Genomic DNA, 25,825 nt, shown 5'->3' on the forward strand with positions numbered 1-25,825 from the left:
GTTACCAGCTTCATTTCCTGTTTCGGGACGGGTGTCAATGTCTGAAAATGACACAGCTAGTCGACGCAGCCCGAGGTGACGCCGAAATACAACATATTGATATTGCGCCCCGCCTTTTCCTTCTCCCCTGGCCACGAGAGAGGATTGGTCGAGCCTGCCATGCTTTCTGGCTAGCGCAGCTTGGGCGAGGCTAACCCGGCCCCAACCAAGCCCCATCGACATTCATTCAATTCCTCCCCTGCAAGGAGAGGTGGCAGGCCGAAGGCCTGACGGAGGGGTGTCCCCGGTTGGAAGGTGCGGCAAGACCCGCAACCGCCATCCTCCCCTTGCGGGGCAGGAATGAGGAATTCGCTACCGAATGTCGATCAGGCCTTTGCGCACACCGCGCAACGTCCGCGAACCTCGATCACCGGACGTTCGGGGCTGAACCCTGCCCCGCGTGCGGCGTCGCGGACCGCGTTGGTCAGCCGATCGTCGTCGATATGCGTGGTCTGTCCGCATCCGTCGCACACCAGGAAGATACAGTCGTGCATACAATCGGGATGCGCATTGGCGACATAGGCGTTGGCGCTCTCCACCCGTCGCGCCAGATTGGCGCCGACGAACAGGTCCAGGATGCGATAGACACTGTTGGCGGCGACCCGGCGGCCCTGCGCCTTCGACATGACATCGGCGATGTCATAGGCAGAGGCGGGCTTGTCGAACCCGGCCAGCGCGTCGAACACGCTGGCGCGCATGGCGGTCCATTGCTCGCCCGCGCGCTCCAGCGTGGTCTTGGCCGCGTGGGCGAGATCCGCCCCTTGGGGCTCCTGATGAGTATGAGCATGGGCCATTCCAATGATCTAGGCGGTGGCGCATCCTGCGGCAAGGTCCGGCTGGCGGGGCATTCGGTCCACTATCGCGCGCGGGCGCGATATCCTATGTTCGCGCACATGCTGCAACCGAGCCCTGCCTTCATGGTCACCGCCCGTCCCCGTGCCGTTGCCCGCTGGCTGTTCATCGTCGCCGGGCTGATCGTCGCCATGGTCGTGGTCGGCGGGATCACCCGCCTGACGAACAGCGGCTTGTCGATCACCGAATGGAAGCCGATCACCGGCATCGTACCGCCCCTGACCGACGCGCAGTGGCAAGCCGAGTTCGCCAACTACAAGCGCATTCCCGAATATTGGACCTTCAACCGCGACATGACGTTGGCCGGGTTCAAGGCTATCTTCTTCTGGGAATATCTCCACCGGGTGCTCGGCCGGGTGATCGGCATGGCCTTTGCCCTGCCGCTGATCTGGTTCTGGGCGAGGAAGGCCATTCCGGTCGGCTACAAGCCGCGCCTCGTCGCGCTGCTCGCGCTGGGCGGGATGCAGGGCGCGATCGGATGGTGGATGGTCGCCTCGGGCCTCGTCGAGCGGACCGATGTCAGCCATATCCGGCTGACCGTCCACCTCCTGACCGCGCTGTTCATCCTGGCGGGCATCGTCTGGACCGCGCTGGACCTGAGCGCGCTGGAGCGCAACCGCCTGTCGGCCCCTGCCCGGCCGACCTGGATCGGTGGCGCGGCCGTGCTGGCCCTGTTCGTCCAGCTGATGTTCGGCGCGCTGACCGCCGGGCTCGACGCGGGCTATGCCTTTTCCAGCTGGCCGCTAATGGGCGATGCCTGGTTCCCGGCGGGCACGCCGATGATGTCGCCTGCCATCGCCAACGTCTTCGACAATCCCGTCGTGGTGCAGTTCATCCACCGCTGGTTCGCCTTTGCCGCGGCGGGGCTGCTGGTGTGGATGGCGGCGCGCACGATCAAGGGCGGCGGCCTACGTGCGGGGTGGCTGGTGATCATGCTGGTCGTCGTCCAGATCGGCCTGGGCATCGCCACCTTATTGTCGGGGGTGCAGATCGACATCGCGGTCGCGCACCAGGCCAATGCCGCGCTGCTCCTGATCGCCGCGACCGCCTGCGCACACCGGCTCGGCACCCCTCGCCAAACCGCCAAGGTATTATAGTACCCGTCAGCAAACCCGCGCTTTGCTTGACAATTCGGGGGCATTCCAGCATTGGGCCCTCGTTCGCGCTGTCCGATCCAACGGGCGGCGTGTTGCATTTCAAACCGAAAGGTCTCACGCCCATGAAGGCGCTCATGAAGACCACCAAGTCGGCCAAGCCGCACGAAGTGGAAAAGAAGTGGCATATCGTCGATGCCGATGGTCTGGTCGTCGGTCGTGCCGCCACCATCATCGCGAACATCCTGCGCGGTAAGCACAAGACGTCGTTCACCCCGCACGTCGATTGCGGTGACAATGTCATCGTCATCAACGCGGACAAGGTTCGCTTCACCGGCAACAAGCTGGGCCAGAAGGTGTACTACAAGCACACCGGTTACGCTGGTGGTATCAAGGGCATCACCGCCGCCAAGGTCCTGGAAGGCCGCTTCCCGGAGCGCGTCCTGGAAAAGGCCGTCGAGCGTATGATCCCGCGTGGTCCGCTGGGTCGTGAGCAGATGCGCAACCTGCGTATCTTCGCCGGCACCGAGCATCCGCACGCCGCGCAGAACCCCGAAGTCCTCGACATCGCGTCGATGAACCGCAAGAACAAGGTGGGCGCATAATGTCCGATAACCGCCAGTCGCTCGCCGATCTGGGCGCCACGCTGAACCAGCAGGCCGCCGTCGCCACCGCGCAGCCGACCGCCGAGGGCGAAGCCCCCGCCGCTCCCGTCGAGCGCGTCAGCACCACCCCGCTGCGTCAGCAGGAACTGGACAAGTTCGGCCGCGCCTATGCCACCGGCCGTCGCAAGGACGCCGTGGCTCGCGTCTGGCTGAAGCCGGGTTCGGGCAAGATCACGATCAACGGTCGTGACCAGGAAGTCTATTTCGCGCGTCCGACGCTGCGTCTCGTCATCAACCAGGTGTTCGGCATCACCGAGCGCGAAGGTCAGTATGACGTGATCTGCACCGTCAAGGGCGGCGGTCTGTCGGGCCAGGCCGGTGCGGTCAAGCACGGCATCAGCCAGGCGCTGACCAAGTTCGAGCCGGTTCTGCGCGCTCCGGTCAAGGCCGCTGGCTTCCTGACCCGCGACAGCCGTACCGTCGAGCGTAAGAAGTATGGCCGCGCCAAGGCGCGTCGCAGCTTCCAGTTCTCGAAGCGCTAAGACGCGGGCGGCCTCGGATGGTGCGAACCATCGGGGGCAAGCCACGAAGCACGAAGGGGCGGTCCGGCAACGGGCCGCCCTTTTCGTTTGGGCGCAAATGTCATTCCTTCGTCAGCATGGCCTCACGGAAACCCATCGATACTGACCGCCGCACCAACGGGGGAAGTCGGATGCGACGGACGATGATCGGCCTGGCCCTGGCAGGCGGTTTTGTGGCGAGCAGCCCCGGCAAGGCCAGCGACGCGCCTGCGAGGCACCCGGTCGCGCCGCAGGGTGAAACGCATATCACCGTCGGGACCGTCGCCATCGACCTGACCACCAGGGCCGCCACGCCCGCCGAGAACGCGCCGAACCGCGCGACGCGCTGCACCGGCGGTTGGACGGCCTGTTCGCTGGTCGATGCGATGTCTATTCGGGTCCATGGCAAGCGCGTGCCGATACCCGACCGGCTGCCCCTGCTCCTCGCCGATGTCTCGACGGCCAGTGTCATCCGCATCGCACCCGAACGATATCGACTGACCCTGTCGGGTGGCGATGCCGCCGCCGGATATGAGGCTCGCATATATTTCGATCGGCACATGGTCCACCATATGGAAATCTGGTCGGGCGAGATGCACCTGCTTGAGCAGGTGACCGTCTATCACGACATGGCGAGCAAAATCCTCGCCGGTTGACGGCGTATCCGCCGCGCAGGTGCACTTCGCGAATGCAGCATGACGGGGTATGGCCCCTTCATGACGAACCCCTTGTGGATCCCCGCTACCATCGCAGCCGCAACCTTTCAGGTCGGCCGCAACGCCCTGCAACGCGGCGTCATGTCGTCGTCCGGGCCATGGGGTGCGACGCTGGTCCGGTTCCTGTTCGGCCTGCCCTTCTCGATCCTGTTCGTCACGCTGGCCCGTTTCGTCATGCCCGGCGCCAATCTCCACTGGAGTGGGGCGTTCTGGCTTTCAGCGATCGTCGGGGCCACTGCGCAGGTGCTGGCGACGGCCGCCTTGCTCGATGCCATGCGCCGCTCGGGATTTGCCGTCGGCACGGCGCTCCAGCAAAGCTCGCTGCCATTGGCGGCGCTGCTCGGTCTGATCGTCTATCATGACCGGATCAGCGGCGTGGCCTGGGTCGGCGTCGGTATCACCACCATCGGTCTGGTCGCCCTGTCCTGGCCCCCGGCCGATCAACGCCGCGCCTCGTTGATCGGGGCGGCGATGGGGCTGGCCTCGGGGCTGTTCTTCGGTTTTTCGCTCAACGCCTTTCGCCATGCTTCCCTGGCGCTCGATCCCGCCCATCCCGTCTTTGCCGCGCTGGTTTGCGTTGCGGTCGTTCAGGCGATGCAGACCGCCGCGCTGGGCCTGATCCTGGCCTGGCGCGACCCCGCGACTTTGGTCGAGGTCGTGCGCCGGTGGCGCCCGTCGCTGGGGGCTGGCTTGTGCGGCGCCTGCGCCTCGGCAGGCTGGTTCATCGCCCTGGCCCTGTCGCCCGCCGCCCCGGTGCGCGCCCTGGGCATCATCGAGGCGCCGATCGCCGCCATGGCGGGGCACCGGCTGTTCCGCGAGACGCTGGGCCTGCGCCAGATCCTGTCGGGGATCGCGATCGTCGGCGGGGTTCTGCTGACGACGCTGTTCTAGGCCGCCCACGCACGTTTAGACGAAACGTCATGCGGTGTTCACCGCGCGATCACGCGAGACCCGGCATCATTTCCGACGGTCTGTTATCCGAAAGGGGATGCCGGTGGCCTGCGACATTCGGTCCTTGGGGCCCCTGACCCGATACATGACGGCCGCCGGGGTAGCACTGGTCGGGCTCTGCGCCGCGGCACCCGCCCCCCTGGACCTGTTTAGCGCCTTCGGACTGCCCCCCGGCTGGCAGTTGCTGAGCCACCAGGGGCCGCCGACCGAAGATGCGGGCGGCAATCCCGCGCCCGGCCAACTGCACCTTTGTATCACGTCCGATGGCGGCAGGACCTGCCGCCCCGCGCTGGACGACCTGCTGCACCGGACGGGCACCAGCAGCGCGTTCGATACCATCCATTATCTTGAGGCGGCGCGGATCGTCCGCGCAGCGCCCGACCGCCCGCTATTATGGGTGCAGGTCGCGAGCTTGCATGGCGGCAATGGCGATCAGCTCGTGGGCCGGGCAGCGCTGCGCTATGACCGGGCCAGCCAGCGTTTCGTTGCCGTCTATCGGCGCGTCACCGGCCGCAACAACAATCAGGACGTCCGCTTCATCACCGCTGGCAAGCTGCGCGGCGCGATCGTCTCGGCCGAACCGACACGGGACGCGCCCTTTGGCTTCTGGATCACCGTCGATCGGCCGGGACCGGGGGGTCGCTACACGCCCGTGCTGCGCTATCGCAGCGTCACGCGCTATGGCGACGGCAATGACCTGCCGGTGATCGATTCCGACATGCCCGAGATGCTTCGCCGTCTGAAGCTTTGGCGGGCGGGGGAAGCGATCCCCCTGCCCGACCGCCCCTGTCCCCGACCGCATTTGATCAACAAGGCGCTGTGGTGCACCCCGCCGGAACAAGTCACGCGGTCATAAGCGGACGATATCAGTCGCGATCCGTTCGGCTTCGTCGGGGTCGTGGGTGACCATCAGGATCGGGATGCCGGTCGTATCACGCACCGCAACCAGCGCCTCCAGGATCTCGCCACGCCGGGCCCGATCGAGCGACGACAAGGGCTCGTCCAGCAGCAGCACGCGCGGGTCGCTGAGCAGCGCGCGGCCGATCGCCACCCGGCGTGCCTCGCCCCCTGACAAACCGCGTGTCCAGCGATCGAGCAGATGGCCGATACCCAGCATCGCGATGACGCCGTCCCAGTCACCACCGCCACGCACCATCCCGTAACGGAGATTGGCCGCGACCCGCATATGCGGAAAGAGGCGTGGCTCCTGAAAGACATAACCTAGACGGCGATCCTCGGGCTTCTGATCCGTCCCGGTCGCAGCGTCGAACAGCGTCTCGCCGCCCACGCGAACATGCCCGGTCTCCGGCCTTAAAAGCCCGGCAACCATCTGCAATATGCTGGTCTTGCCGACGCCGGACGGGCCGAACAGGATCGTCGCGCCGGGGCCCGTCGTGAAGCGCGCCGCGATCCGGCTGTCGCCACGCCGGACCGCCACATCGACGTCAAAGGACATGCAGCCCCCGACCCATCCGGCGCGCCAGCCATTCGGATGCGACCAGCGCGATCAGCGACAACACCACCGACACGCTGGCCAACCGCCAGACCATATCCTCGCCGCCCGGCCGCTGGAGCGCGGAATAGATGGCGAGCGGCAGGGTCGCCGTCTCGCCTGGCACGTTGGAGACGAAGGTGATGGTCGCACCGAACTCGCCGATCGACCGCGCAAAGCCCAGCACCAGCCCGGCCAATATGCCGGGTGCGCACAGCGGCAGGGTGATGGTGGCGAACACCCGCATCCGCCCCGCGCCCAGCGTCCGGGCGGCCTGTTCCAGCCGGGGATCGACCGCCTCGATCGACAGGCGGATGGCGCGGACGACCAAGGGCAGCGCCATCACCGCCGCCGCGATCGCCGCACCCGTCCAGCGGAACAGCACGCTGATCCCGAACCACGTCGCCAGCCAGCGGCCGACCGGTCCCTCCGGCCCGAAGGCCAGCAGCAAGACCCAGCCGGTGACGACCGGCGGCACGACCAGCGGCAGGTGGACGATGCCGTCGAGCAGCACCCGGCCCGGAAACCGGCCGCGCGCCAATGCCCAGGCAAGCACGAAGGCGACAGGCAAGGTCACGAGCATCGCCGTGCCGCCGACCAGCAGCGACAAGCGAACGATCCCCCATTCCTCGGCCGACAGGATCACGATCTCATCGCGTCGCGAAACCGTAACGGCGGAAGATCGCCTTGCCTTCACCCGACAGCAGGAAGCGGCGGAACCCCTCCCCTTCGGGATTGGTCGAGGCCTTTAGCCGGGCCAGCGGATAGGTGATCGGCGGATGGCTGGCGGCCGGGAATAGGCCCGCCACCCGGACCCGCGACGAGGCCTTGGCGTCGGTGGCGTAGACGATGCCATAGGGGGCCGCCCCCCGCTCGACGAGGGCGAGCGCCGCGCGCACATTCTCGGCGCGCACGACATGCGCTGCGACCATCGGCCAGGCGCCCAGCTTCTCGAGCGCCGCCTTGCCGTATTTGCCTGCAGGGACGCTGTCGGTATCGGCCATGGCGAGCGGCCCGGCGGAGAGCGCCTTGCCCAATGTGCGCGTCGTCACCTGCCCGCCCTTGCCCGCAGGCGCGATCACGACCAGGCGGTTGCCCAGAAACGCGCTGCGGGTGCGGTCTGCGAGCAGGCCGTCCTTTTGCAGGACGTCCATCCATTCCTCGTCAGCGGAGGCGAAAAGGTCCGCCTTGCCGCCCGCCTGCACCTGCCGCGCCAGCGCAGAGGATGCGGCGAAGGAGATGACGGGGCGCGGGTGCCCCTTCTTCGCCCAGGCATCGGCGGCGGCGGTCATCGATTCCTGAAGGCTGGCGGCGGCAAGGACCAGCGGGGCACGATCCTGGGCCATTGCGGGCGTCGGCAAGCCGAGTGCGCCGACCAGCGCGACAAACCGAAACCCCTTCATCGACATCCCCCTTTTCGCCCTGATGGCGTCAGACGGCTGTAACGCACAAGGAATGATTTTATCCCGTTGATCTCCACCGAAAATCCTCCCCTGCAAGGATAGGTGGCAGGCCGTCAGGCCTGACGGAGGGGTATCACCCTATCGAGAGCGGGACACCCCTCCACCATGCTGCGCATGGTCCCCCTCCCCTTGCAGGGGAGGAACAGATGGCTTTACGCCTCGTCACCCATGCGGAGCGCGGCGATAAAGGCTTCCTGCGGGATGCTGACCGAGCCATACTCGCGCATCTTGGCCTTACCCTTTTTCTGCTTTTCCAGCAGCTTGCGCTTACGCGTTGCGTCACCGCCATAACATTTGGCGGTCACGTCCTTGCGCATCGCGCTGATCGTCTCGCGTGCGATCACCTTGCCGCCAATCGCCGCCTGGATCGGGATCTTGAACAGGTGGCGTGGGATCAGTTCCTTCAGCCGCTCGCACATGCCACGCCCGCGCGTCTCGGCGGTGCCGCGGTGGACGATCATCGACAGCGCGTCGACCGGCTCCTCGTTGACCAGGATCGACATCTTCACGAGGTCGCCCTCGCGATAGCCGATCTGGTGATAGTCGAAGCTGGCATAGCCCTTCGACAGCGACTTCAACCGGTCGTAGAAATCGAACACGACTTCGTTGAGCGGCAGTTCATAGGTCGCCTGCGCGCGGCCGCCGACATAGGTCAGGTTCTTCTGGATACCGCGCCGGTCCTGGCACAGCTTCAGGATCGAACCCAGATATTCGTCGGGGACATAGATGGTGGCCTCGATCCACGGCTCGCTGATCGACGCGATCTTGTTGGGATCGGGCATGTCGGCCGGGTTGTGCAGGTCGAGTTGTCCGCCGTCATGGCTCAGCTCGATCTGATAGACCACCGACGGCGCGGTGGTGATCAGGTCGAGGTCGTACTCGCGGGTCAGCCGCTCCTGGATGATCTCCAGATGCAACAGCCCCAGGAAGCCGCAACGAAAACCAAAGCCCAATGCGGCCGAGGTTTCCATCTCGAAGCTGAACGAGGCGTCGTTCAACCGCAGCTTGCTGATCGACTCGCGCAGCTTTTCGAAATCGTTGGCGTCGACCGGGAACAGGCCGCAGAACACGACTGGCTGAACTTCCTTGAAGCCCGGCAGCGCCTGCTCGGTCGGCTTCTTGGCATCGGTCAGCGTGTCGCCGACGCGCGCCTGCGCCACATCCTTGATCTGCGCGGTGATGAAGCCGATCTCGCCGACGCCCAGCTCGGTCAACTGCTCGATCTTCGGGCGGAAACAGCCGACCCGGTCGATCAGGTGGGTGGTGCCCGCCTGCATGAACTTGATCTGCTGCCCCTTTTTCAGCGTGCCTTCCATCACGCGGACCAGGATGACGACGCCCAGATAGGGGTCGTACCAGCTGTCGACCAGCATCGCCTTCAACGGCGCGGCCGCGTCGCCCTTGGGCGCAGGGATATTCTTGACGATCGCTTCCAGGATGTCGCCGATGCCGATGCCCGACTTGGCGCTGGCCAGCACCGCGCCCGAGGCGTCGATGCCGATCACATCCTCGATCTCGGCGCGGACCTTTTCGGGTTCGGCGGCGGGAAGGTCGATCTTGTTGATGACGGGCACGATCTCATGGTCATGCTCGATCGACTGATAGACATTGGCCAGCGTCTGCGCCTCGACGCCCTGCGCAGCGTCGACGACGAGGAGCGCGCCTTCGCACGCCGCCAGCGACCGGCTGACTTCATAGGCGAAGTCGACATGGCCCGGCGTATCCATCAGGTTCAGCGTGTACGTCTCGCCGTCCTGCGCCTTGTACGCCAGGCGCACGGTCTGCGCCTTGATGGTGATGCCGCGCTCCTTCTCGATCTCCATATTGTCGAGAACCTGTTCGCTCATTTCACGGTCGGTCAGGCCACCGGTGAACTGGATCAGGCGATCGGCGAGCGTCGACTTGCCATGGTCGATATGCGCGATGATGGAAAAGTTGCGGATCTTGTCGAGCGGCGTGGACACGGGGGGAAGGGTTTCCTGAAAAGCTATTCGATCACGCCACTAGCAAAGATGCGGGCGGATGCCAAAGTGCTCTAGCGCGGCGATGCAATTTGCATAGCGACTTTCGCCCTGCCCCTCGATCAGCGCGTACGGGACACCGCGCCGATCCAGCTCGGCGCGTGACAGATCAAAGAAGCGTTGGCGCTCCACCCGCGATCCGAACAGGCGGGTTCCGTCCTCCACCCAGGGCAGGTCGGGGGCGAACAACAGATAGGCGTCGGACAGCCGGTTCCACTCGCCAAACCAAGGGTCACGGGCCCCGAACAGCATGTCCGCCCAGACGGCGGTCATCAGCGGATCGGTATCGGTGACGACCGGCCACGGCCCGCTGGCCAGCGCCTCGGCCAGCCGCGCGTCATGCCCCTGCCCGATCGCCACCAGATCGGCCATGGTGAAGTCGGTCCCATGCGCCTCGGCATAGTCGCGGCCATATTCGCCCAGATACCGCCCGCCAAGTGCCTGTGCCAGGCGCGGCCCGACGGTCGACTTGCCGGTGCTTTCGGGCCCGTGCAGGCAGATGCTCCTCACGCCCGCACCCGCCACTCGCGATACCCCCATAGCGACAATCCCAGGAAGATGACGTAGAGAATGGCGGTCAGCGTCAGCCCCTTCACCGCATAAAGCGCGATCGACGACATATCGACCGCGATCCACAGCAACCAGTTCTCCAACCGCCGCCGCGCCAGCAGGATCTGCGCGGCGATGCTCGCCGCCGCGTTGGTGGCGTCCCAATAGGGCATGGCGGCATCGGTCATCATCGCCATGGCCGCTCCCCAGAGCAAAGCCGCTACCGCGATCCCCGCCGCCCATGCCAGCCGGGCACGGCCGGATAGCGTCCCGACCCGCACCGCGCCCTCGCGTGCCAGACTACGGCGCCAGACGATCCAGCCATAAAGGTTGATCGCGAAGAAAAAGACCTGAAGCCCGGCGTCGCTGTACAAACGCTCGCGCGCGAACAGCAGCCCGTAGAGCGACACCATCACCAGGGCGACGGGGTAGTTCCACAGGCTGCGCCGCACGACCAGCGTGACATTGGCAACGCCCAACACGAAGGCGACGATTTCCAGCCAGCTCATGCGCGGCGTTCAGGACGAATGTGTCGCGCCGGTCAAGCGCCCGCCGCTGCGCCGCCCGCGATCCGCACGTCCCGGTAGCGCGGGTTGAGCAGGTGGAAGACCAGCAGCGCGACCAGATAGGCCATGCCACAGGCGATGAAGAAGGGCTGATAGCTCCCCACCCGGTCGAGCAGGACGCCTAGCGCCTTGGACGCGATGAAGCCGCCCACCGCGCCCGAAAAGCCGCCCAGCCCGATCAGCGTACCTTGTGCGTAACGCGGAAACTGGTCGCCCGGCAGTGCGAAGAGGTTGGTCGAGAAGCCCTGATGCGCGGCACAGGCCAGGCCGATCATCGCCACCGCGATCCAGATGCTGCTGGCCTGGGCGGCGAACATCACCGGCAGGGCGAACAGCGCACAGGCGAACATCGCCCGCTTGCGCGCACGGCCGGTCTGCATCCCACGCTTCAACAGGCGCGAGGAGTACCAGCCCCCGACGATCGCCCCGACATCGGCCATGATATAGATGGCGACCAGCGGCGGCCCGAAGCTCTTAAGGTCATAGCCATAGCGGCTGTGGAAAAAATCGGGCAGCCAGAACAGGAAGGTCCACCAGACTGGGTCGATCAGGAACCGGCCGGTCATGTAGGACCAGGACTCGCGGTGCCGCATCACCTTCAGGAAACCGGCGCGACCCGCCGTCTCGGCCGGTTCGACCTCGATCCAGGCGCGCTCCTCGGGCGTGATCCTCGGATGCGTGTGCGGCGGGTGATAGAGCCGCCACCAGGCGGTCAGCCAGACCAGGTTGAACAGGCCGGTGATGATGAACGCCCACCGCCAGTCGAGCACCAGATCGGCGATCAGGAACCCGACCAACAGCGGCGTGACGACCGCGCCGACATTGGCCCCGGCGTTGAAGATGCCGATCGCCAACGCCCGCTCCTTGCGGGGGAACCACTGCGACGTGGCGGCCAGTGCCGACGGGAACGTCCCCGCCTCGCCAAAGGCCAGTGGAATGCGGGCGAGCGCGAACCCGGTGGTCGAGGTGACAAGCGTCTGGGCGAAATGCCCGACCGTCCATGCTCCCATGGCCAGCAGATACCCCGCGCGCGGCCCGATCCGGTCGATCAGCCAGCCGAACAGCAGGAAACCCAGGCCATAGGCGACCTGGAAATAGCCGGTGATGTCGCCGTAGCCGCTATTGGTCCAGCTATAGAGCGCCGACAGTTGCGGCTTCAACACCCCCAGCACCAGCCGGTCGATATAGCTGAGCACGACCGCCGCGAACAGGAGCGCGCAAATCAGCCAGCGCACCCGCCCGCGCGGCGGCGCGACCGCCTGGGCCGCCGTATCGGGCGCGGTCGCGGCGGCGTCGTTCGTCTCGCCAGCTCCCCTCATGTCACCAGCTCCACAGCGTGCCGTCCTCAAGCCGGTTCACCGGCAGATAGGCGCGCTTATAGGGGTAGGTCCCGGCCAGTTCCTCGTCGATCTCGACACCCAGGCCGGGGGCATCGCCGGGGTGCATCATGCCGTCGTCGAACCGGTAATGATGCGGGAAGACGGCATCGGTCTCCTCGGTATGCGGCATATGTTCCTGGATGCCGAAATTGGGGACGGACAGGCCGAAATGCAGCGCCGCCGCCATCGTCACCGGCGACAGGTCGGTCGCCCCGTGGCAGCCGGTGCGAACCTGGTACAGGTCGGCCAGCCCCGCGATCCGCCGCAAATGGGTCAGTCCACCCGCATGGACGACGGTGGCGCGGATATAGTCGATCAGCCAATTCTCGATCAGATGCTTGGTATCCCAGATCGAGTTGAAAATCTCGCCGACGGCCAGCGGTGTCGTCGTATGCTGGCGGATCAGGCGGAACGCCTCCTGGTCCTCGGCGGGGGTCGCATCCTCGATCCAATAGGGGCGATAGGGCTCGAGATCCTTGCCCAGCCGCGCCGCCTCGATCGGGGTCAGGCGGTGATGCACGTCATGCAGCAGATGCACGTCCCAGCCCAGAGCCTCACGCGCCGCCGCGAACAGCTCGGGCACGACGCGCAGATATTTCTCGGTCGACCAGACGCTCTCGGTCGGCAGTTCGCCGTCCGCGGGCTCGTAGCGCTGGCCCGCCTTGGCGACGCCGTACGTGGAGGCGAGGCCCGGCACCCCGCATTGCAAGCGGATCGCACGATAGCCCTCGTCACGGTGCGCGATCGCGGTTGCGATCGTGTCGGCGATGCTCGTGCCGTTGGCATGGCAATAGACCAGGCACCCCTCGCGCGAGGCACCGCCCAGCAACTGATAGACGGGCAGCCCGGCAATCTTGCCCTTGATATCCCACAGCGCCATGTCGACTGCCGCGATCGCGGTCATCGTCACCGGCCCGCGCCGCCAATAGGCGCCCTTGTACAGATATTGCCAGATATCCTCGATCCGGTGCGCGTCTCGCCCGATCAGGCAGGGGATGACGTGATCCTGCAAATAGCTGGCGACCGACAGTTCGCGACCGTTCAGCGTCGCATCGCCGATGCCGGTGGTGCCGTCGTCGCATTCGATCTTCAGCGTGACGAAATTGCGTCCCGGCGACGTGACGATCAGGCGGGCGGCAACGATCTTGGGCATGGGGTGTCCTTCAGGCGGATACGGGCACGACAGACGGGAGGCCGCACGAAACGGCATGGCGAGACATGATATGCCTGCGGGTCATGACGGCCCCTCCTGTTAGACAGCCGATCGAACCCGACTTGCCAATTGGTCTGATAGCGGTAACGTGATCGCCAAGCAGCGCCTTGTCAATCGGCGACGCATCAGGAGAGAATGCCATGCCCAGCTTCCGCACACTGATCGGAGCGCTGTCTGTCTCATTGGTCATGGCGGTCTGTCCGGCTGAGGCCGAGGACGGCTATGCGCTCTGGCTCCGCTCGGTCGCTCCGGCAAATCATCCCGCGATGGTCACGACGCTCGGCGATACCGCGACCCTGACGCTGGCCGCGTCGGAACTGCGCCGGGCGCTGGCTGCGGGCACGCCGAAGGTCGTCGTGGCAACCGCCTCCGCCCCGTCGCTGCGCACGCTGGCGCTGCCCTTCGCATCGCTGGGTGAAGAGGGTTATCTGGTACGCAACGTCACGCTCGACGGCCAGCGGGTCATACTGGTCGCGGGCAACAGCGATCGGGGCGCCCTGTACGGTGCCTTTGCGTTGATCCGGCATCTGGCCAGCGGCGGGCGAGCGGAGACGGTCGATCTCCGCTCCGTTCCCAAGGTCAAGTTGCGCGTGCTGAACCATTGGGACAATCTGGATGGGTCGATCGAGCGCGGCTATGCGGGCCAGTCGCTGTGGGAATGGTGGACGCTCCCCGACTTCAAGGACCCGCGCTATACCGATTACGCCCGCGCCAATGCCTCGATCGGGATCAACGGCACCGTCCTGAACAACGTGAATGCCAAGGCCGACAGCCTGACCGCGCCCTATATCGCCAAGGCCGCCGCGCTGGCGGACGTGTTCCGGCCCTGGGGCATCAAGGTCTATCTGTCGGTCAAATTCTCCGCCCCGATCGAGTTGGGAGGACTGAAGACCGCCGACCCGCGCGACCCGGCGGTCGCCGCCTGGTGGAAGGCCAAGGCGGACGAAATCTATCGCACCATCCCCGATTTCGGCGGTTTCCTGGTCAAGGCCAATAGCGAGGGCCAGCCGGGCCCGCGCGACTATGGCGCGTCCCATGCCGACGGCGCCAACATGCTGGCCGCCGCCGTCCGCCCCCATGGCGGGATCGTGATGTGGCGGGCCTTCGTCTATGCCGAAACCGATCCGGAGGACCGCGCCAAACAGGCCTATACCGAGTTCAAGCCGCTGGACGGCAAGTTCGCCGACAATGTGCTGGTGCAGGTGAAGAACGGCGCGATCGATTTCCAGCCGCGTGAGCCCTTCCATCCCCTCTTCGGCGCAATGCCGCACACGCCGCTGATGATCGAGTTCCAGATTACCAAGGAATATCTGGGCTTTGCGACGCACCTCGCCTATCTGGGCCCGCTATTCACCGAAGTGCTCGATGCCAGGACCGGGCAGAAGCCCGGCGAGACGGTGGCCGATGTCGTCGATGGCAAGGCCGAGCATCACGCCCTGTCGGGCATGGCGGGCGTCGCCAACATCGGGCGCGACCGCGACTGGAGCGGATCGACCTTCAACCAGGCCAACTGGTACGCCTTTGGCCGACTGGCCTGGGATCCCGACCTGTCGGCGGAGGGGATTGCGCGCGAATGGGCGCAGCAGACCTTCGGCACCGACCGCCAGCTCGTCGACACCGTCACCGCGATGATGATGGGCAGCCGCGAGGCGGTGGTCGACTATACCGGCGCGCTCGGTCTTGCCCACCTGATGGCCACGGGCCATCATTACGGACCGGGCCCCTGGGTGTCCGAACTGGCGCGGCCGGAGTGGAATCCGGTCTATTATCACCGCGCCGACGCGAGCGGCATCGGCTTCGACCGGACGGCGACGGGCAGCAATGCGGTCGGGCAATATGCCGGGCCGGTCGCCGGGGCCTTTGCCAAGCCAGGCACGACACCGGAGTCGATGCTGCTCTGGTTCCACCATCTGCCCTGGGATCACCGCATGGCCGATGGCCGCACCCTGTGGGAGGATCTGGTCGCGCATTATGATCGCGGCGTCGCCTATGTCGCGACCATGCAGCGGCAATGGGACGGCCTGCGCGACAAGGTGGATGCCGAACGTTGGCAGAAGACCGCGACCTACCTCGCCATCCAAGAACGCGAGGCACGGTGGTGGCGCGACGCCAGCCTCGCCTATTGGATGTCGGTCAACCATCGCCCGCTCCCCACCGGCGTGCGTGCGCCCGAGCATGATCTGGCCTGGTACAAGGCCCGGCAATTCCCGCTCGCCCCCGGTCAGGCGCACTGACCGGACGATCCGGATACCCGGTGGCCAGACATGACTACCGGGCAAAAGCCCGATTTTTGGTCGGGCCACACGCCAATGCGGCACGGCACTTGCCAAGATGACAAAAACGTCACCAGATGAAAGACTTCGCTCAAGCATATGTGATGCCGCTATGTCACATGAGCCTGAATAACGGTTCACCCCTTCCGGCCTGACCAGTTTGCTGTTGACTCACTAACCAGTGAGAATATGGATAGCGCTATCAACAAGCCGCGTCAGACGGTTCGAGGGGATGAAGATTGGTTTCCAAGGTCATTCGCCCGGCCATTCCCGGTGTTCCGCCTGCGGCCGACCGGACGCCCATGCCTGGCGCCCGGCCGGATGAAACCGCCGCCTGAACCTCGACCACCCGACCGACTTTCAACAGATTACCCCGTATGTCGCGACGAACGGCAGCGGACCCACAGAGAGGATTTGCGATGAAGTCCGTGCCCCCAGTCCGCCTGTGCCGTGTCGCCCTGCTGTGCGCGACCGCGATCGGTGCGATGAATGCCTCTGCCGCCCTGGCGCAGGCCGTGCCGCCGCCGCAGGAACAGGTGCCCGCCAATGGCCAGGACAACGGCCCGGCCGAGCGCGCCGCCCCGCAGCTGGACACCCAAGGCACGTCGGCCGAGGACATCGTCGTCACCGGCTATCGTTCGAGCCTTGCGAAGTCGACCAACGCCAAGCGCGCTTCGACCGGCTTCACCGACTCGATCTTCGCCGAGGATATCGGCAAGTTCCCCGACACGAACATCGCGGAATCCTTCAACCGCATTCCGGGTGTCACCATTACCCGCGACGTGACCGGCGAGGGCACCAACGTCGCCATTCGTGGCCTGGGCTCGAACTTCACCAACGTCACGCTGAACGGCGCGCCGATCGCGGTCGCCTCGTCGGGTTCGACCGACGCGCAAGGGACCGACCGCTCGGTCGACCTCAGCTTCTTCCCGACCGACCTGTTCACCAAGCTGACCGTGAACAAGAGCTACACCGCCGACCTGCTCGAAGGTGGCGCGGCGGGCAATATCGACCTACGCTCGGCCCGGCCTTTCGACCGTAACGGCCCGTTCCTCGCCTATAACATCCAGGGCACCAAGCAGACGCCGGAAGACCGCATCGGTGCGCGCGGCTCGCTGATCGGCAGCTGGCGCAATGAAACCTTCGGCATCCTGGCGGGCGTCTCGGCGCAGCGCATCTTCACCGATACGCGCGGGTTCGAGACGATCGGCTATACCAACCCGGCGCTGACCGCCGCGCAGTGCGGCGCGACCAGCGGTTGCAACAGCACCGGTGGCGGCAACTGGACGATCCCGACGACGGTGCCGGCGGGTGCTGGCGGCGGGCTCGTTGCGGGCACCGTCATCGACCGTAACTTCCTGCTTGCCAACAATCCCGGCGCCACCATCCAGCAGATCGACAACGGCCTGCTGCCGCGCCTGGGCCGCGTCACCAGCATCCGTGGGCCCCGCGACCGCGTGAACGCGATCGTCAGCGCCGAATATCGCCCGACCGACACGCTGCACCTCTATGTCGACGGTCTTTACGGCTATAAGAAGAACGAGCTGACGCGCGAGAACATGGCGTGGATCGTGCGCAACGGCGCGATCATCCCGACCAACCTGACCTTCGACAAGTCGGATTGCAGCAACGGCTGCACCGTGACCGGTGGCACCTTCGCCAATGCGCAATTCTTCAACGAATTCCGCCCCTATACCGAGACGACGCATCTCTGGAGCGTCAATCCCGGTGGCGAATGGCAGATCGACGACAAGCTGAAGCTGAACTTCCAGGGCAATTATGCCCGGTCGACCTTCCACCGCGAAAGCCCGACCGTCGGCATGACCACGCCGCTGGGCGTCGGCAATACCGTCACCTTCACCAACAATGGCGGCATCCCGACGATCACCAGTGCGCTCGACCTGAACGATCCGAAGAATTTCGGCTGGAACGCGGGCAGCCGTGTCAACCTGCAGGACGAACGCCGCCTCAACAGCAACAAGGGGCTGCGCGGCGATCTGACCTGGGGCGATACCGCGCTCAACCTGAAGGTCGGCGGTGCGTATGACGACACCTCGCGCCAGATCCGCGGTTTCGACAACAGCCAATATTGGCAGAATGCGGTGTGCGGCAACAATCCGAACGTCGCCGTCCCCTCGCCCAACACCCAGCCGCCCTGCGCGGGCCTGAACGCGCCGGGCGCCGCCCCGGCGGGCTATCCGACCTATCCCGGCTATGGCACCGGCTTCACCAGCGGGCTGAGCGGCCCGGTCAGCTATGGCGGGTCGCTGATCCCCGCCAACCTGGCCTCCAGCTATCTGGTGCCGGGGCCCGCCGGGTTCGTCACGGTAAACTGGCCCGCCTTCGCCAAGGCCAGCAACTATCAGTTCTTCCACGACAATGCCCCCGAGAATGGCGGCGCAAACACCGGCGCCAGCGCGGGCTTCATCCGCGAGGTCGTGAAGTCGGCCTTCGCCACGATCAACGGATCGCAGGAACTGGGCGGCAACACGCTGCGCTTCAACGTGGGCGTGCGCTACGTCAACACGATCCAGACGATCTCGGGCCGTGTCTCGCTGCCCGATCCGCGCAACACCACCGCGAGCGGCGCGTCGCTGCCCGACGGCGCGCGCTATCCCAGCATCGTGAACATCGCGACCACCCGGAACGTCTATTCCGAATGGCTGCCCGCCGCGACCTTCGCCTATGACATTGGCGAACATGCGGTGGTCCGCGTGGCGGGATCGCGGACGATGACCCGTCCCGACCCTTCCGCGCAGCTGCCCGGCGTGAACTTCGGTGCGCCCTCGGCGGACCAGGCGACGATCGGCAACCCGGCGCTGGCACCCTATCTGTCGACCAATCTCGACCTCGGCTTCGAATATTATACGGGCCGCGAGGGCGTGATCAGCTTCAACGCGTTCCGCAAGTCGCTGGAGGGCTTCACCACCACCGCGATCAGCACGGTGCCCTTCACCAACCTGGCGCAGTACGGCATCACCTACGACACGCTGAACTCGACGCAGCAGATCGCGATCAATGCGCGCGGCGGCCCGAACCAGGCGCAGGTGCAGGTCACCTCGCAGGTCAACGTGCCCAACAAGCTGACCATCAACGGCCTGGAATTCCAGTGGGTCCAGCCGCTCGACTTCCTGACCCGTGCGATCGGCATCACCGGCTTCGGCTTCAACGCCAACGCCACCATCGTCGACCAGCGCAGCGACGGCCCGGCCATCGCGTTCGGCGTGGCGCCCTTCACCTACAACATCACCGGCTATTACGAGAAGAACGGCGTGATGCTGCGCGTCGCCACGACCTCGCGTCAGGGCGCACAGAATAGCGGCACGGCGCAGAACGGCATCCCCGCCGCCGCGCTGTACGGCACCGACTATACCACCTACGACTTCTCGTCGGCGTTCGACCTCGACAAGCTGCTGGGGATCAAGGGCGCACCGCAGCTGACCATCAACGTCGCCAACTTCACCAACGCGACGCTGCGGTCCTACTTCCAGTTCGAGAACGCGACCTTCACCCAGTACAAGCCGGGCCGTCAGTTCCTGGTCGGTCTGCGCGGCACCTTCTAAACCATCCCTTCACGGTTCCCCCTCCGGGCCCTGGCGAAAGCCGGGGCCCTTTCTTTGGTCACCAGCCCACGCTGCCGGGGACGCCCTTGAACGGCCCCGCCAGATCGGCCGTGATCCAGCCGCCGTAGAAGCCGCCCGGCTGCGGCCGGACGACCTCGCCATCGACCGTGCACCGATCGAAGGGAGCCGCGTAGAAGGCCAGATGGTCGCGAAGCGCGGCAAAGGCGGGTGTAGGGTTGGGATAGCTCCACGCCACGTCGCGCAGCACCGTGCCGCCCAGATCGACATGCCAATAGATCGCCTCGCCCTTCCATTCGCAAAAGGACCGGCGATCAGATCGGCGCAGCACCCGCTGCGTCACGTCGTCGGGCGGGATGTACCAGCTGGGTGGATGGCTCGTCTCCAGCGTGCGGACGGGTCGGCGGGTTTCGGCAATGACGATCCCGCGATGCTCGATCCGGACATGACGGCGGGTCGGCTCGGCAATGGCGGGGCGCGGATAGTCCCAGACGCTTTCCTGGCCCGGCGCGACGGGATCGGGCTCGGGCCTCACCGGTTCACCTCCCGCATGAACGCGGGCGGTCGATAGCGCGACACATCGGGTTCCTTCGCATCGCCGCCGCCGAAAAGCTTGCCCGACGCCGCCATGACCGGGCCCGTGCTCGCCAGCCCCAGCACCCCGTGCAGGATGCGGATGCCCCATCGGCTATGCGGGTTGGCCAGTCGTGGGACGATGCGCGGGATGCCCTGCGCTTTCTCGACCATGGGCCGCATCGCGCGTTCATAGGCGATGAACGCCTGGTCGGGATCGTTCGACCGGATCATCTCCCCCGCCAGCACCCGCGCGCCCGTGACCGCCAGCGTCGCACCGACACCACCAAGCGGGGTCACGCACCAGGCCGCATCGCCGCACAGCGCCACCCGTCCGCACGCCCATCGCGGCATCTTCACCTGTCGCAGCACGTCGAAATAGAAATCAGCGCTGTCCTCCATGCCCACCAGGACACGGTCCGCCTGCCACCCGGCATCGGCGAAGGTTTGGCGCAGCCAGGCCTTTTGCCGCTCCCGATCCCATGCCTGCTCGCCCTCGGGCGGCTTCTGGACACACAGCATTGCGCGGGTCGTACCGTGCCGGTCGGGACGCAGCGAGATGCTCCGCCCGCCGGTCGTGTGATACCAGCGCCAGAGGCGATCATCGTCGGCGACACGCGGGATGGTGAAATAGGCCATCGTCATGTCCATCCAGCGCGGCCGGTTCTCGCCTGGGAAAACCAGTTCCCGGGTGGCCGCACCGACACCCTCGGCGATGAGGATCGTATCGAACGTCTCGGTCGCGCCGCTCGCCAGGGCGACCTCCACCGCGCCGCTTGTCTCGGTGACCGTGGTGACGTGATCGCCGAAACGATAGCGGGCATGGTCCTTCGCCCGGTCGTACAACAGCCGTGCCAGATCACCGCGCAGCACCTCCATCTCCGCCGTGGGACCGTCGCGCCCCATCTCATCGGTCAGGAACTGCGCCTTGATTCGCCCCTCCCCGTCGATCCAGGCGGTGCCCTCTTCCCCGGTTCCCGCCGCCAGCGCTTCGTCTTCCAGCCCCATGTCGCGCAGAACCGCGCGTCCGACGCCCCGGATATCGACATTCTGGCCACCGTCGCGAAAGCCCGCCGCGCGTTCGAGGACCGTCACGTCGAACCCCGCACGGCCCAGCCACCAGGCCAGCGTGTTGCCAGCAATGCTCGCGCCGGTGATCAGAACCCTGTTGGACATGACGGCGTCTCCTTTTCGCGTGGCATAACGCGACAGGACGCAAAAGTGACCGAGAAGGGATAGGCGCACCGGAGTGACACCGGAATAAGCCAAAAGCCCCGAAGGGCTTGGTCCCTCCTTTCGGAGGTGATTACAAGGGCAAGTGAATGGTCGGGGAGAGAGGATTCGAACCTCCGGCCCCTGCCTCCCGAAGGCAGTGCTCTACCAGGCTGAGCTACTCCCCGACTAGGAGTACGGATCGTTTTCTAGGGCCGTTCGGGAAGGCCGATCCGTGCTGGAGGCGCGCCAATACCCAGCGGTTCGGATCGGCGCAAGCGGTTTTTATTCCGCCCGCAAAATTATTGCAGCGCCCGTCCCAAACGACCGGCCAGATCGACCACATACTGCCAGGCCACGCGCCCCGATCGGCTGCCCCGGCGCGTCGCCCAGTTCACCGCCTCGGCGCCATCAAACGGCAGGTCGTACCGCTCGGCATAGCCACGGACGATGGCCAGATAGCCGTCCTGGTCGAGCGTATGGAAACCCAGGCTCAAGCCGAACCGGTCGGCCAGCGCCAGTTGATCGTCGACGACGTCGCGGGGGTTGATCGCGCTGTCCTGCTCGCTGAGGTCACGGGGCAGCAGGTGGCGGCGATTGGCGGTGACCAGCAGGCGGACATGCGCGGGGCGCGCCTCCGCGCCGCCATCCAGCAACGAGCGCAGCTTGCGGGCCTCCCCTGCCCCCTCGAACCCCAGATCGTCGATGAACACGGCAAAGGCCCGGTCGACCCGCTCCAGCGTCGCGAACAGTTCCGGCAGGCTGTCGAGCGCATCGACCGATACCAGCGCCAGGCGACCGGGACGGTCAGCCTGCACGGCGGCGACACTCGCCTTGACGAGCGCCGACTTGCCCGTGCCCCGCGCTCCCCATAGCAGCACGTCCTGCGCCGCATGTCCGTCGGCCAGCCGGAACAGGTTCGTCAACAGCGCCTCGGATTGCCGCTCCAATCCCTTGAGCAGGTCGAGCGGGATCGGCGCAAAACCCCGTGCCGCCCGCAAGGCCCCGTCCCGCCAAAGATACGCCGGATGCGCCAGCACGTCGGCGGAGGGCGGCGGCGGCGGGGCCAGACGCTCCAGGGCGGCGGCGATACGGTCGAGCAGCGGCGTGGCGGGATCGGTCATGACGCCGCTGGTAAGCGACACCAACCGCCCTGCCAAGCGAGGAGCGACCTCAGCGGGGTGTGGCGGAGGGCGTGAAATCAGGTCGAAGCGCGTGCACCTTGTCGAACAACTGCTGCGCGCCGTCCTTCTCGCCATCGGCCGCCAACGCCTGGCCATAGGCGTCGGCGACCCCGGCATTCATCGGGGCCAGCCGATACGCCGCCGCGCCGTATCGCCGCGCGACGACGCCGTCGCCGGAGCGGGCATAGGCGATCGCCAGACCGTGCAACAATGCAACGTCGCGCAGGCCAAGCTGATTGCGCAATCCCTCCAGCGTTTCGATCGCGGCATCCCACTGCCCGGCGGCAAGCTGCCACCGCGCTAACAGGCGACGCGCGGCAATGCCTTGTGGATTTTGCGAGAGGTAAAGCCCCAGGCTGACGGCGGCGTCACGCGCACGACCGGTCCGCTGATAGGCGTCGGTCAGGCGCAGCATCGTCGGCTCGTCGAAGGTCAGGTCGGCCGCACGGGCATAGGGGACCACCGCTTCGGCGATACGGCCGCCCGTCGCCAGCATGTCACCATAGGCCATCTGTGCCGCCGGAGCACCGGGGCTCGCCCGCACCAGCGACTGTGCCCACTGAAGCGCCCCGGCCCTGTTGCCGCTGCTCACCAGACCACGGATCAGGCCCAGGGCATAGGTCGGGTCGGTCGGTGCATCGTCGGCGGCAATGGCCAGGTCGATGACGGGGCGATCGGCAAGGAAGATCGCGGCATCGCCACGACGACCCGACGCCACCCGGTCGAGCAGCGCGCCATTGTCGGGCCCCGCCGCCAGGGCGGCGAGCCGCAGCGCGTAACCATCGGCATCGGCTCGCGACAATATCGGGCGAAGCGTGACCAGCGCCGCCGGGCGATCCCCCGCCGCGACCTGCGCCGCCGCCAGCAACTGCCGCGCGGCGACGTTCATCGGCTGCATCGCGACCAGCCGCCCCCACGCCCGCAGCGCGCGTTGCGGGCGCCCCTGGGCATAGGCGAGTGCCCCCTCCAGCAGCGCCACCGACGGCCTTGCGTTCAAGGCACCGCCGGTCAGTTCCAACGCCTGTTGCGCCAGGGCGAACCGCCCGGCCCGTGCGGCGATGACGGCCTGGAGATAATAGGCTTCGGGACTGCCCGGCTCGGACACCAGGGCCATGCGGGTCGCGGCCAGGGCTTCGCTGGCACGGCCAAGATCGCCCAGCGTCGCGGCATATTGGATCAGCGCGGGATGGTAATAGGCATCGCGCCCCAGCGCCGCCTCGAACCAGGGAAGGCCCGCCGCCAGGCCATAGCGGGCGCGCACCACCTCACCCCGCAGGGTCAGCGCGATGGGATCGGCGGGCGCAAGGCGAGCGGCACGGGCCGCCGCCCGCGATGCTCCGTCCATGTCGCCCGCACCAAAGCGACTACGACCCAGATCGGCCCAGGCGCGCGCGTCGTTCGGAAATCGGACGACGAGTTGCTCCAGGCTTTGCCGCAGCGCCGCGCCGCCGCCACCCTCAGCCGCGGCGAGTTGCGCGGCGGCGCGGGTCATCGCGGCGTCGCGTTGGGTGGGCATCTGGTCGACGGCGTCCTGTGCCCCCTCCAGATTGTCGAGCAGCAATCGGGCCTCGACCCGGTCGGCCAGCGTCGCGGACAGGGGAACGCCATCCGCCAGCGCGCGGTCCAGTGCCGCCTCGGCGGTGATCGCGTCACCCAGCAACAGGCTGGTCCGCGCGAGCATCAGCTGCACCCGCCCCGACCTCGGCGCGGCGACCGCCGCCTGTCGCGCCTGATCGTGCGCGGCGTGATAATTGCCGACCTCCAGCGCGGTCGTGGCGCGCCGCATCGCCAGCACCGGATCGACCGGCGGCTTTCCGCCACGAAGCAATAGGAGCAGCCCGCCCATCGCCAGCGCGATGACGAGCAGGACCATCACGATCCGAATTCGTCGCCGGATCGTGCGGCGTCGCCAGACGCGCCGCTTGCGCCGCATCATCGGATAGGGATGTGATTTTCGCCGATCGCGTCCGCGATAGGGTGTTCCCGTCCCCGACGTGCCGCTCAACGGGCACCCGAAGGCCAGAGGATCACGCGCAACGTCTGCAACAGGATCAGCGCGTCTAGGAAAGGCGAATAATTCTTGGCGTAGTAGAGGTCATATTCCAGCTTCTGCCGCGCATCGTCGATCGACGCACCATAGGGATAGTTGAGCTGGGCCCAGCCGGTAATACCGGGTTTGACCATGTGCCGCTCGGCATAGAAGGGAATCTCCTGCTCGAGCTGTGCGACGAATTGCGGGCGTTCGGGACGCGGCCCGACAAAGCTCATCTCGCCCGCCAAGACCGACCAAACCTGAGGCAGTTCGTCGATCCGTACCTTGCGGATGAAGCGGCCGATCCGGGTAATGCGGGGATCATCCTTTTCGGCCCAGACGGCCTGCCCCGCAACCTCGGCATCCTGACGCATCGAACGCAGCTTCAGAATGTCGAACGGCTCGTTGAACAATCCGATACGACGCTGACGGTAAAAGGCGGGGCCCGGCGATTCCAACTTGATGGCGATGGCGGTCAAGGCGATGATCGGAACCGCGACGACCAGCAGGATCAAGCTGACCGAAACGTCGAAGGCGCGCTTGAACAGCGCCGACCACATCCGCCCCGACGAAAAGCCCTCGGAAAAGATCAGCCAGCTATGGCTGACCGAGGCCAGGTCGATGCGCCCCGTCTGCCGTTCCAGAAAGCTCGACAGTTCCGATACATTCACGCCCGTCGTGCGAACCCGCAACAGGTCTTGATAAGGCAATGCATTGCGTCGTTCCTGAATTGCCAGCACGACCTCGCTCGCCTCACGGTCGATGACGAAGCCGCGCAGGCTGGGGATGGCGTCGCGCGGGATGGCGTCGGACACTTCGACTTCCTGCGGGTTCATGGCGATCGCCCCGGCGACCAGGAAGTTCGAACCTGGCCGCGACGCCAGCGCGACGATCTGGGCCGCGCGTTCGCCCGCCCCCATCACGACCACGCGCCGCTTGAAACGGTCGCCGCCGAACAAGCCGCCGAGCAGGCTGCGCATGACGACCAGCATGACGATCGCGAGGATCATCGAGAAGAAAAGACTCGATCGCCAATAGGACAGGTTGGGAAAGAAAAAGAAGATCAGCGACAGGAGAATGACGCCCATCGAGATCGCCACCATCAGCCGCGCTGCGGCAAAGCGCAACGACAGGAACGACGCCGCCGAATAGGCCCCAACCGCCAGCAACGCCACCTGAAGCGGGATGGCGAAGCTGAGCACCTGCGGCAGACGCTCGACGATTGAACCCGCCGGAAAACCGATCTGCCGGGCACGTACGAGCCAGCCCAGCTCGGCGGCCAGCATCAACAGCAGAAAATCGACCAGCCCGAGCAACAGCGCCGCATGGGGGACATAATGTTTGAACAGGCGGATCATCTAGCCAGCGTGTAATCCCCAGAGGCCTTGCCGAGGCCTTTGCCCCAAACTGTCTCAATTTTTGCAAAGAATGACAAACGAAGCATGAAGAAATGCGTTTTCGTGCGTTACA

22 protein-coding genes and 1 tRNA gene are annotated in these 25,825 nt (G+C 66.2%); 8 read left to right on the forward strand and 15 right to left on the reverse strand.

Features of this window, described 5'->3' with window-relative positions; genetic code table 11:
- Positions 1-365 precede the first annotated feature (365 nt).
- The gene (locus tag SOM26_RS16225) at positions 366-833 is read right to left on the reverse strand and encodes a Fur family transcriptional regulator (RefSeq protein ID WP_320453753.1); all 468 of its coding nucleotides are present in this window, start codon (positions 831-833) and stop codon (positions 366-368) included.
- 99 nt (positions 834-932) lie between these two features.
- On the opposite strand from SOM26_RS16225, the gene SOM26_RS16230 reads away from it, so the two are divergent.
- From SOM26_RS16230 to SOM26_RS16255, 6 genes are all read left to right on the forward strand, one after another.
- Entirely contained in the window at positions 933-1,988 is a 1,056-nt protein-coding gene (locus tag SOM26_RS16230; protein ID WP_414712082.1) for a COX15/CtaA family protein, read from the forward strand.
- A gap of 122 nt (positions 1,989-2,110) precedes the next feature.
- Positions 2,111-2,590, forward strand: a complete 480-nt coding sequence (gene rplM / locus SOM26_RS16235; RefSeq protein ID WP_320453754.1) for a 50S ribosomal protein L13 — start codon at positions 2,111-2,113, stop codon at positions 2,588-2,590.
- Entirely contained in the window at positions 2,590-3,132 is a 543-nt protein-coding gene (gene rpsI / locus SOM26_RS16240) for a 30S ribosomal protein S9 (protein ID WP_320453755.1), read from the forward strand. Before rplM ends, rpsI begins: the two co-directional genes overlap by 1 nt.
- Before the next feature lie 182 nt (positions 3,133-3,314).
- Positions 3,315-3,806, forward strand: coding sequence for a hypothetical protein (locus tag SOM26_RS16245; protein ID WP_320453756.1), 492 nt, complete (start codon positions 3,315-3,317; stop codon positions 3,804-3,806).
- Positions 3,807-3,878: 72 nt separating this feature from the next.
- Positions 3,879-4,757 carry a DMT family transporter gene (locus SOM26_RS16250; RefSeq protein WP_320453757.1) on the forward strand — a complete coding sequence of 293 codons (879 nt, stop codon included), beginning with the start codon at positions 3,879-3,881 and terminating at the stop codon, positions 4,755-4,757.
- Positions 4,758-4,881: 124 nt separating this feature from the next.
- Complete coding sequence (locus tag SOM26_RS16255; RefSeq protein WP_320453758.1) at positions 4,882-5,673, forward strand: hypothetical protein; 792 nt, start codon at positions 4,882-4,884, stop codon at positions 5,671-5,673.
- Here SOM26_RS16255 and SOM26_RS16260 read toward each other — a convergent pair.
- The 8 genes from SOM26_RS16260 to manD form a co-directional block, all read right to left on the reverse strand.
- A complete protein-coding gene (locus tag SOM26_RS16260; protein WP_320453759.1) occupies positions 5,668-6,273 on the reverse strand; it encodes an ATP-binding cassette domain-containing protein in 606 nt (201 codons plus the stop codon). The genes SOM26_RS16255 and SOM26_RS16260 overlap by 6 nt on opposite strands.
- Entirely contained in the window at positions 6,263-6,952 is a 690-nt protein-coding gene (modB, locus tag SOM26_RS16265; protein WP_320453789.1) for a molybdate ABC transporter permease subunit, read from the reverse strand. The genes SOM26_RS16260 and modB overlap by 11 nt, the downstream gene beginning before the upstream one ends.
- Positions 6,953-6,959: 7 nt before the next feature.
- Positions 6,960-7,712, reverse strand: coding sequence for a molybdate ABC transporter substrate-binding protein (gene modA / locus SOM26_RS16270; RefSeq protein ID WP_320453760.1), 753 nt, complete (start codon positions 7,710-7,712; stop codon positions 6,960-6,962).
- Between the two features lie 212 nt (positions 7,713-7,924).
- Entirely contained in the window at positions 7,925-9,736 is a 1,812-nt protein-coding gene (gene lepA / locus SOM26_RS16275) for a translation elongation factor 4 (protein ID WP_320453761.1), read from the reverse strand.
- 39 nt (positions 9,737-9,775) lie between these two features.
- Positions 9,776-10,333, reverse strand: coding sequence for an ATP/GTP-binding protein (locus SOM26_RS16280; RefSeq protein ID WP_320453762.1), 558 nt, complete (start codon positions 10,331-10,333; stop codon positions 9,776-9,778).
- The gene (gene pnuC, locus SOM26_RS16285) at positions 10,300-10,851 is read right to left on the reverse strand and encodes a nicotinamide riboside transporter PnuC (RefSeq protein ID WP_320453763.1); all 552 of its coding nucleotides are present in this window, start codon (positions 10,849-10,851) and stop codon (positions 10,300-10,302) included. Before pnuC ends, SOM26_RS16280 begins: the two co-directional genes overlap by 34 nt.
- A 32-nt stretch (positions 10,852-10,883) precedes the next feature.
- Positions 10,884-12,227 carry an MFS transporter gene (locus SOM26_RS16290; protein ID WP_320453764.1) on the reverse strand — a complete coding sequence of 448 codons (1,344 nt, stop codon included), beginning with the start codon at positions 12,225-12,227 and terminating at the stop codon, positions 10,884-10,886.
- Between the two features lies 1 nt (position 12,228).
- Positions 12,229-13,440, reverse strand: a complete 1,212-nt coding sequence (gene manD / locus SOM26_RS16295; protein ID WP_320453765.1) for a D-mannonate dehydratase ManD — start codon at positions 13,438-13,440, stop codon at positions 12,229-12,231.
- A 200-nt stretch (positions 13,441-13,640) separates the two neighbouring features.
- Between manD and SOM26_RS16300 the strand changes: the two genes are divergently transcribed.
- Both SOM26_RS16300 and SOM26_RS16305 read left to right on the forward strand, forming a co-directional pair.
- Positions 13,641-15,734 carry an alpha-glucuronidase family glycosyl hydrolase gene (locus SOM26_RS16300; protein WP_320453766.1) on the forward strand — a complete coding sequence of 698 codons (2,094 nt, stop codon included), beginning with the start codon at positions 13,641-13,643 and terminating at the stop codon, positions 15,732-15,734.
- 458 nt (positions 15,735-16,192) lie between these two features.
- A complete protein-coding gene (locus SOM26_RS16305; RefSeq protein WP_320453767.1) occupies positions 16,193-19,336 on the forward strand; it encodes a TonB-dependent receptor in 3,144 nt (1,047 codons plus the stop codon).
- Between the two features lie 58 nt (positions 19,337-19,394).
- On the opposite strand, the gene SOM26_RS16310 is transcribed toward SOM26_RS16305, so the two are convergent.
- The 6 genes from SOM26_RS16310 to SOM26_RS16335 form a co-directional block, all read right to left on the reverse strand.
- Positions 19,395-19,889, reverse strand: a complete 495-nt coding sequence (locus SOM26_RS16310; RefSeq protein ID WP_320453768.1) for a DUF427 domain-containing protein — start codon at positions 19,887-19,889, stop codon at positions 19,395-19,397.
- Positions 19,886-21,103, reverse strand: a complete 1,218-nt coding sequence (locus SOM26_RS16315) for an FAD-dependent monooxygenase (RefSeq protein ID WP_320453769.1) — start codon at positions 21,101-21,103, stop codon at positions 19,886-19,888. The genes SOM26_RS16310 and SOM26_RS16315 overlap by 4 nt, the downstream gene beginning before the upstream one ends.
- A gap of 147 nt (positions 21,104-21,250) precedes the next feature.
- Positions 21,251-21,327 (reverse strand) — tRNA-Pro (locus SOM26_RS16320).
- A 114-nt stretch (positions 21,328-21,441) separates the two neighbouring features.
- The gene (locus SOM26_RS16325) at positions 21,442-22,263 is read right to left on the reverse strand and encodes an ATP-binding protein (protein ID WP_320453770.1); all 822 of its coding nucleotides are present in this window, start codon (positions 22,261-22,263) and stop codon (positions 21,442-21,444) included.
- Positions 22,264-22,312: 49 nt separating this feature from the next.
- Positions 22,313-24,259 carry a tetratricopeptide repeat protein gene (locus SOM26_RS16330; RefSeq protein ID WP_320453771.1) on the reverse strand — a complete coding sequence of 649 codons (1,947 nt, stop codon included), beginning with the start codon at positions 24,257-24,259 and terminating at the stop codon, positions 22,313-22,315.
- Positions 24,260-24,324: 65 nt separating this feature from the next.
- Complete coding sequence (locus tag SOM26_RS16335; protein WP_320453772.1) at positions 24,325-25,713, reverse strand: TIGR03013 family XrtA/PEP-CTERM system glycosyltransferase; 1,389 nt, start codon at positions 25,711-25,713, stop codon at positions 24,325-24,327.
- Between the last annotated feature and the right edge of the window lie 112 nt (positions 25,714-25,825).

It is taken from the genome of Sphingomonas sp. CFBP8993 (assembly GCF_034044895.1).
Classification (GTDB): Bacteria; Pseudomonadota; Alphaproteobacteria; order Sphingomonadales; family Sphingomonadaceae; genus Sphingomonas.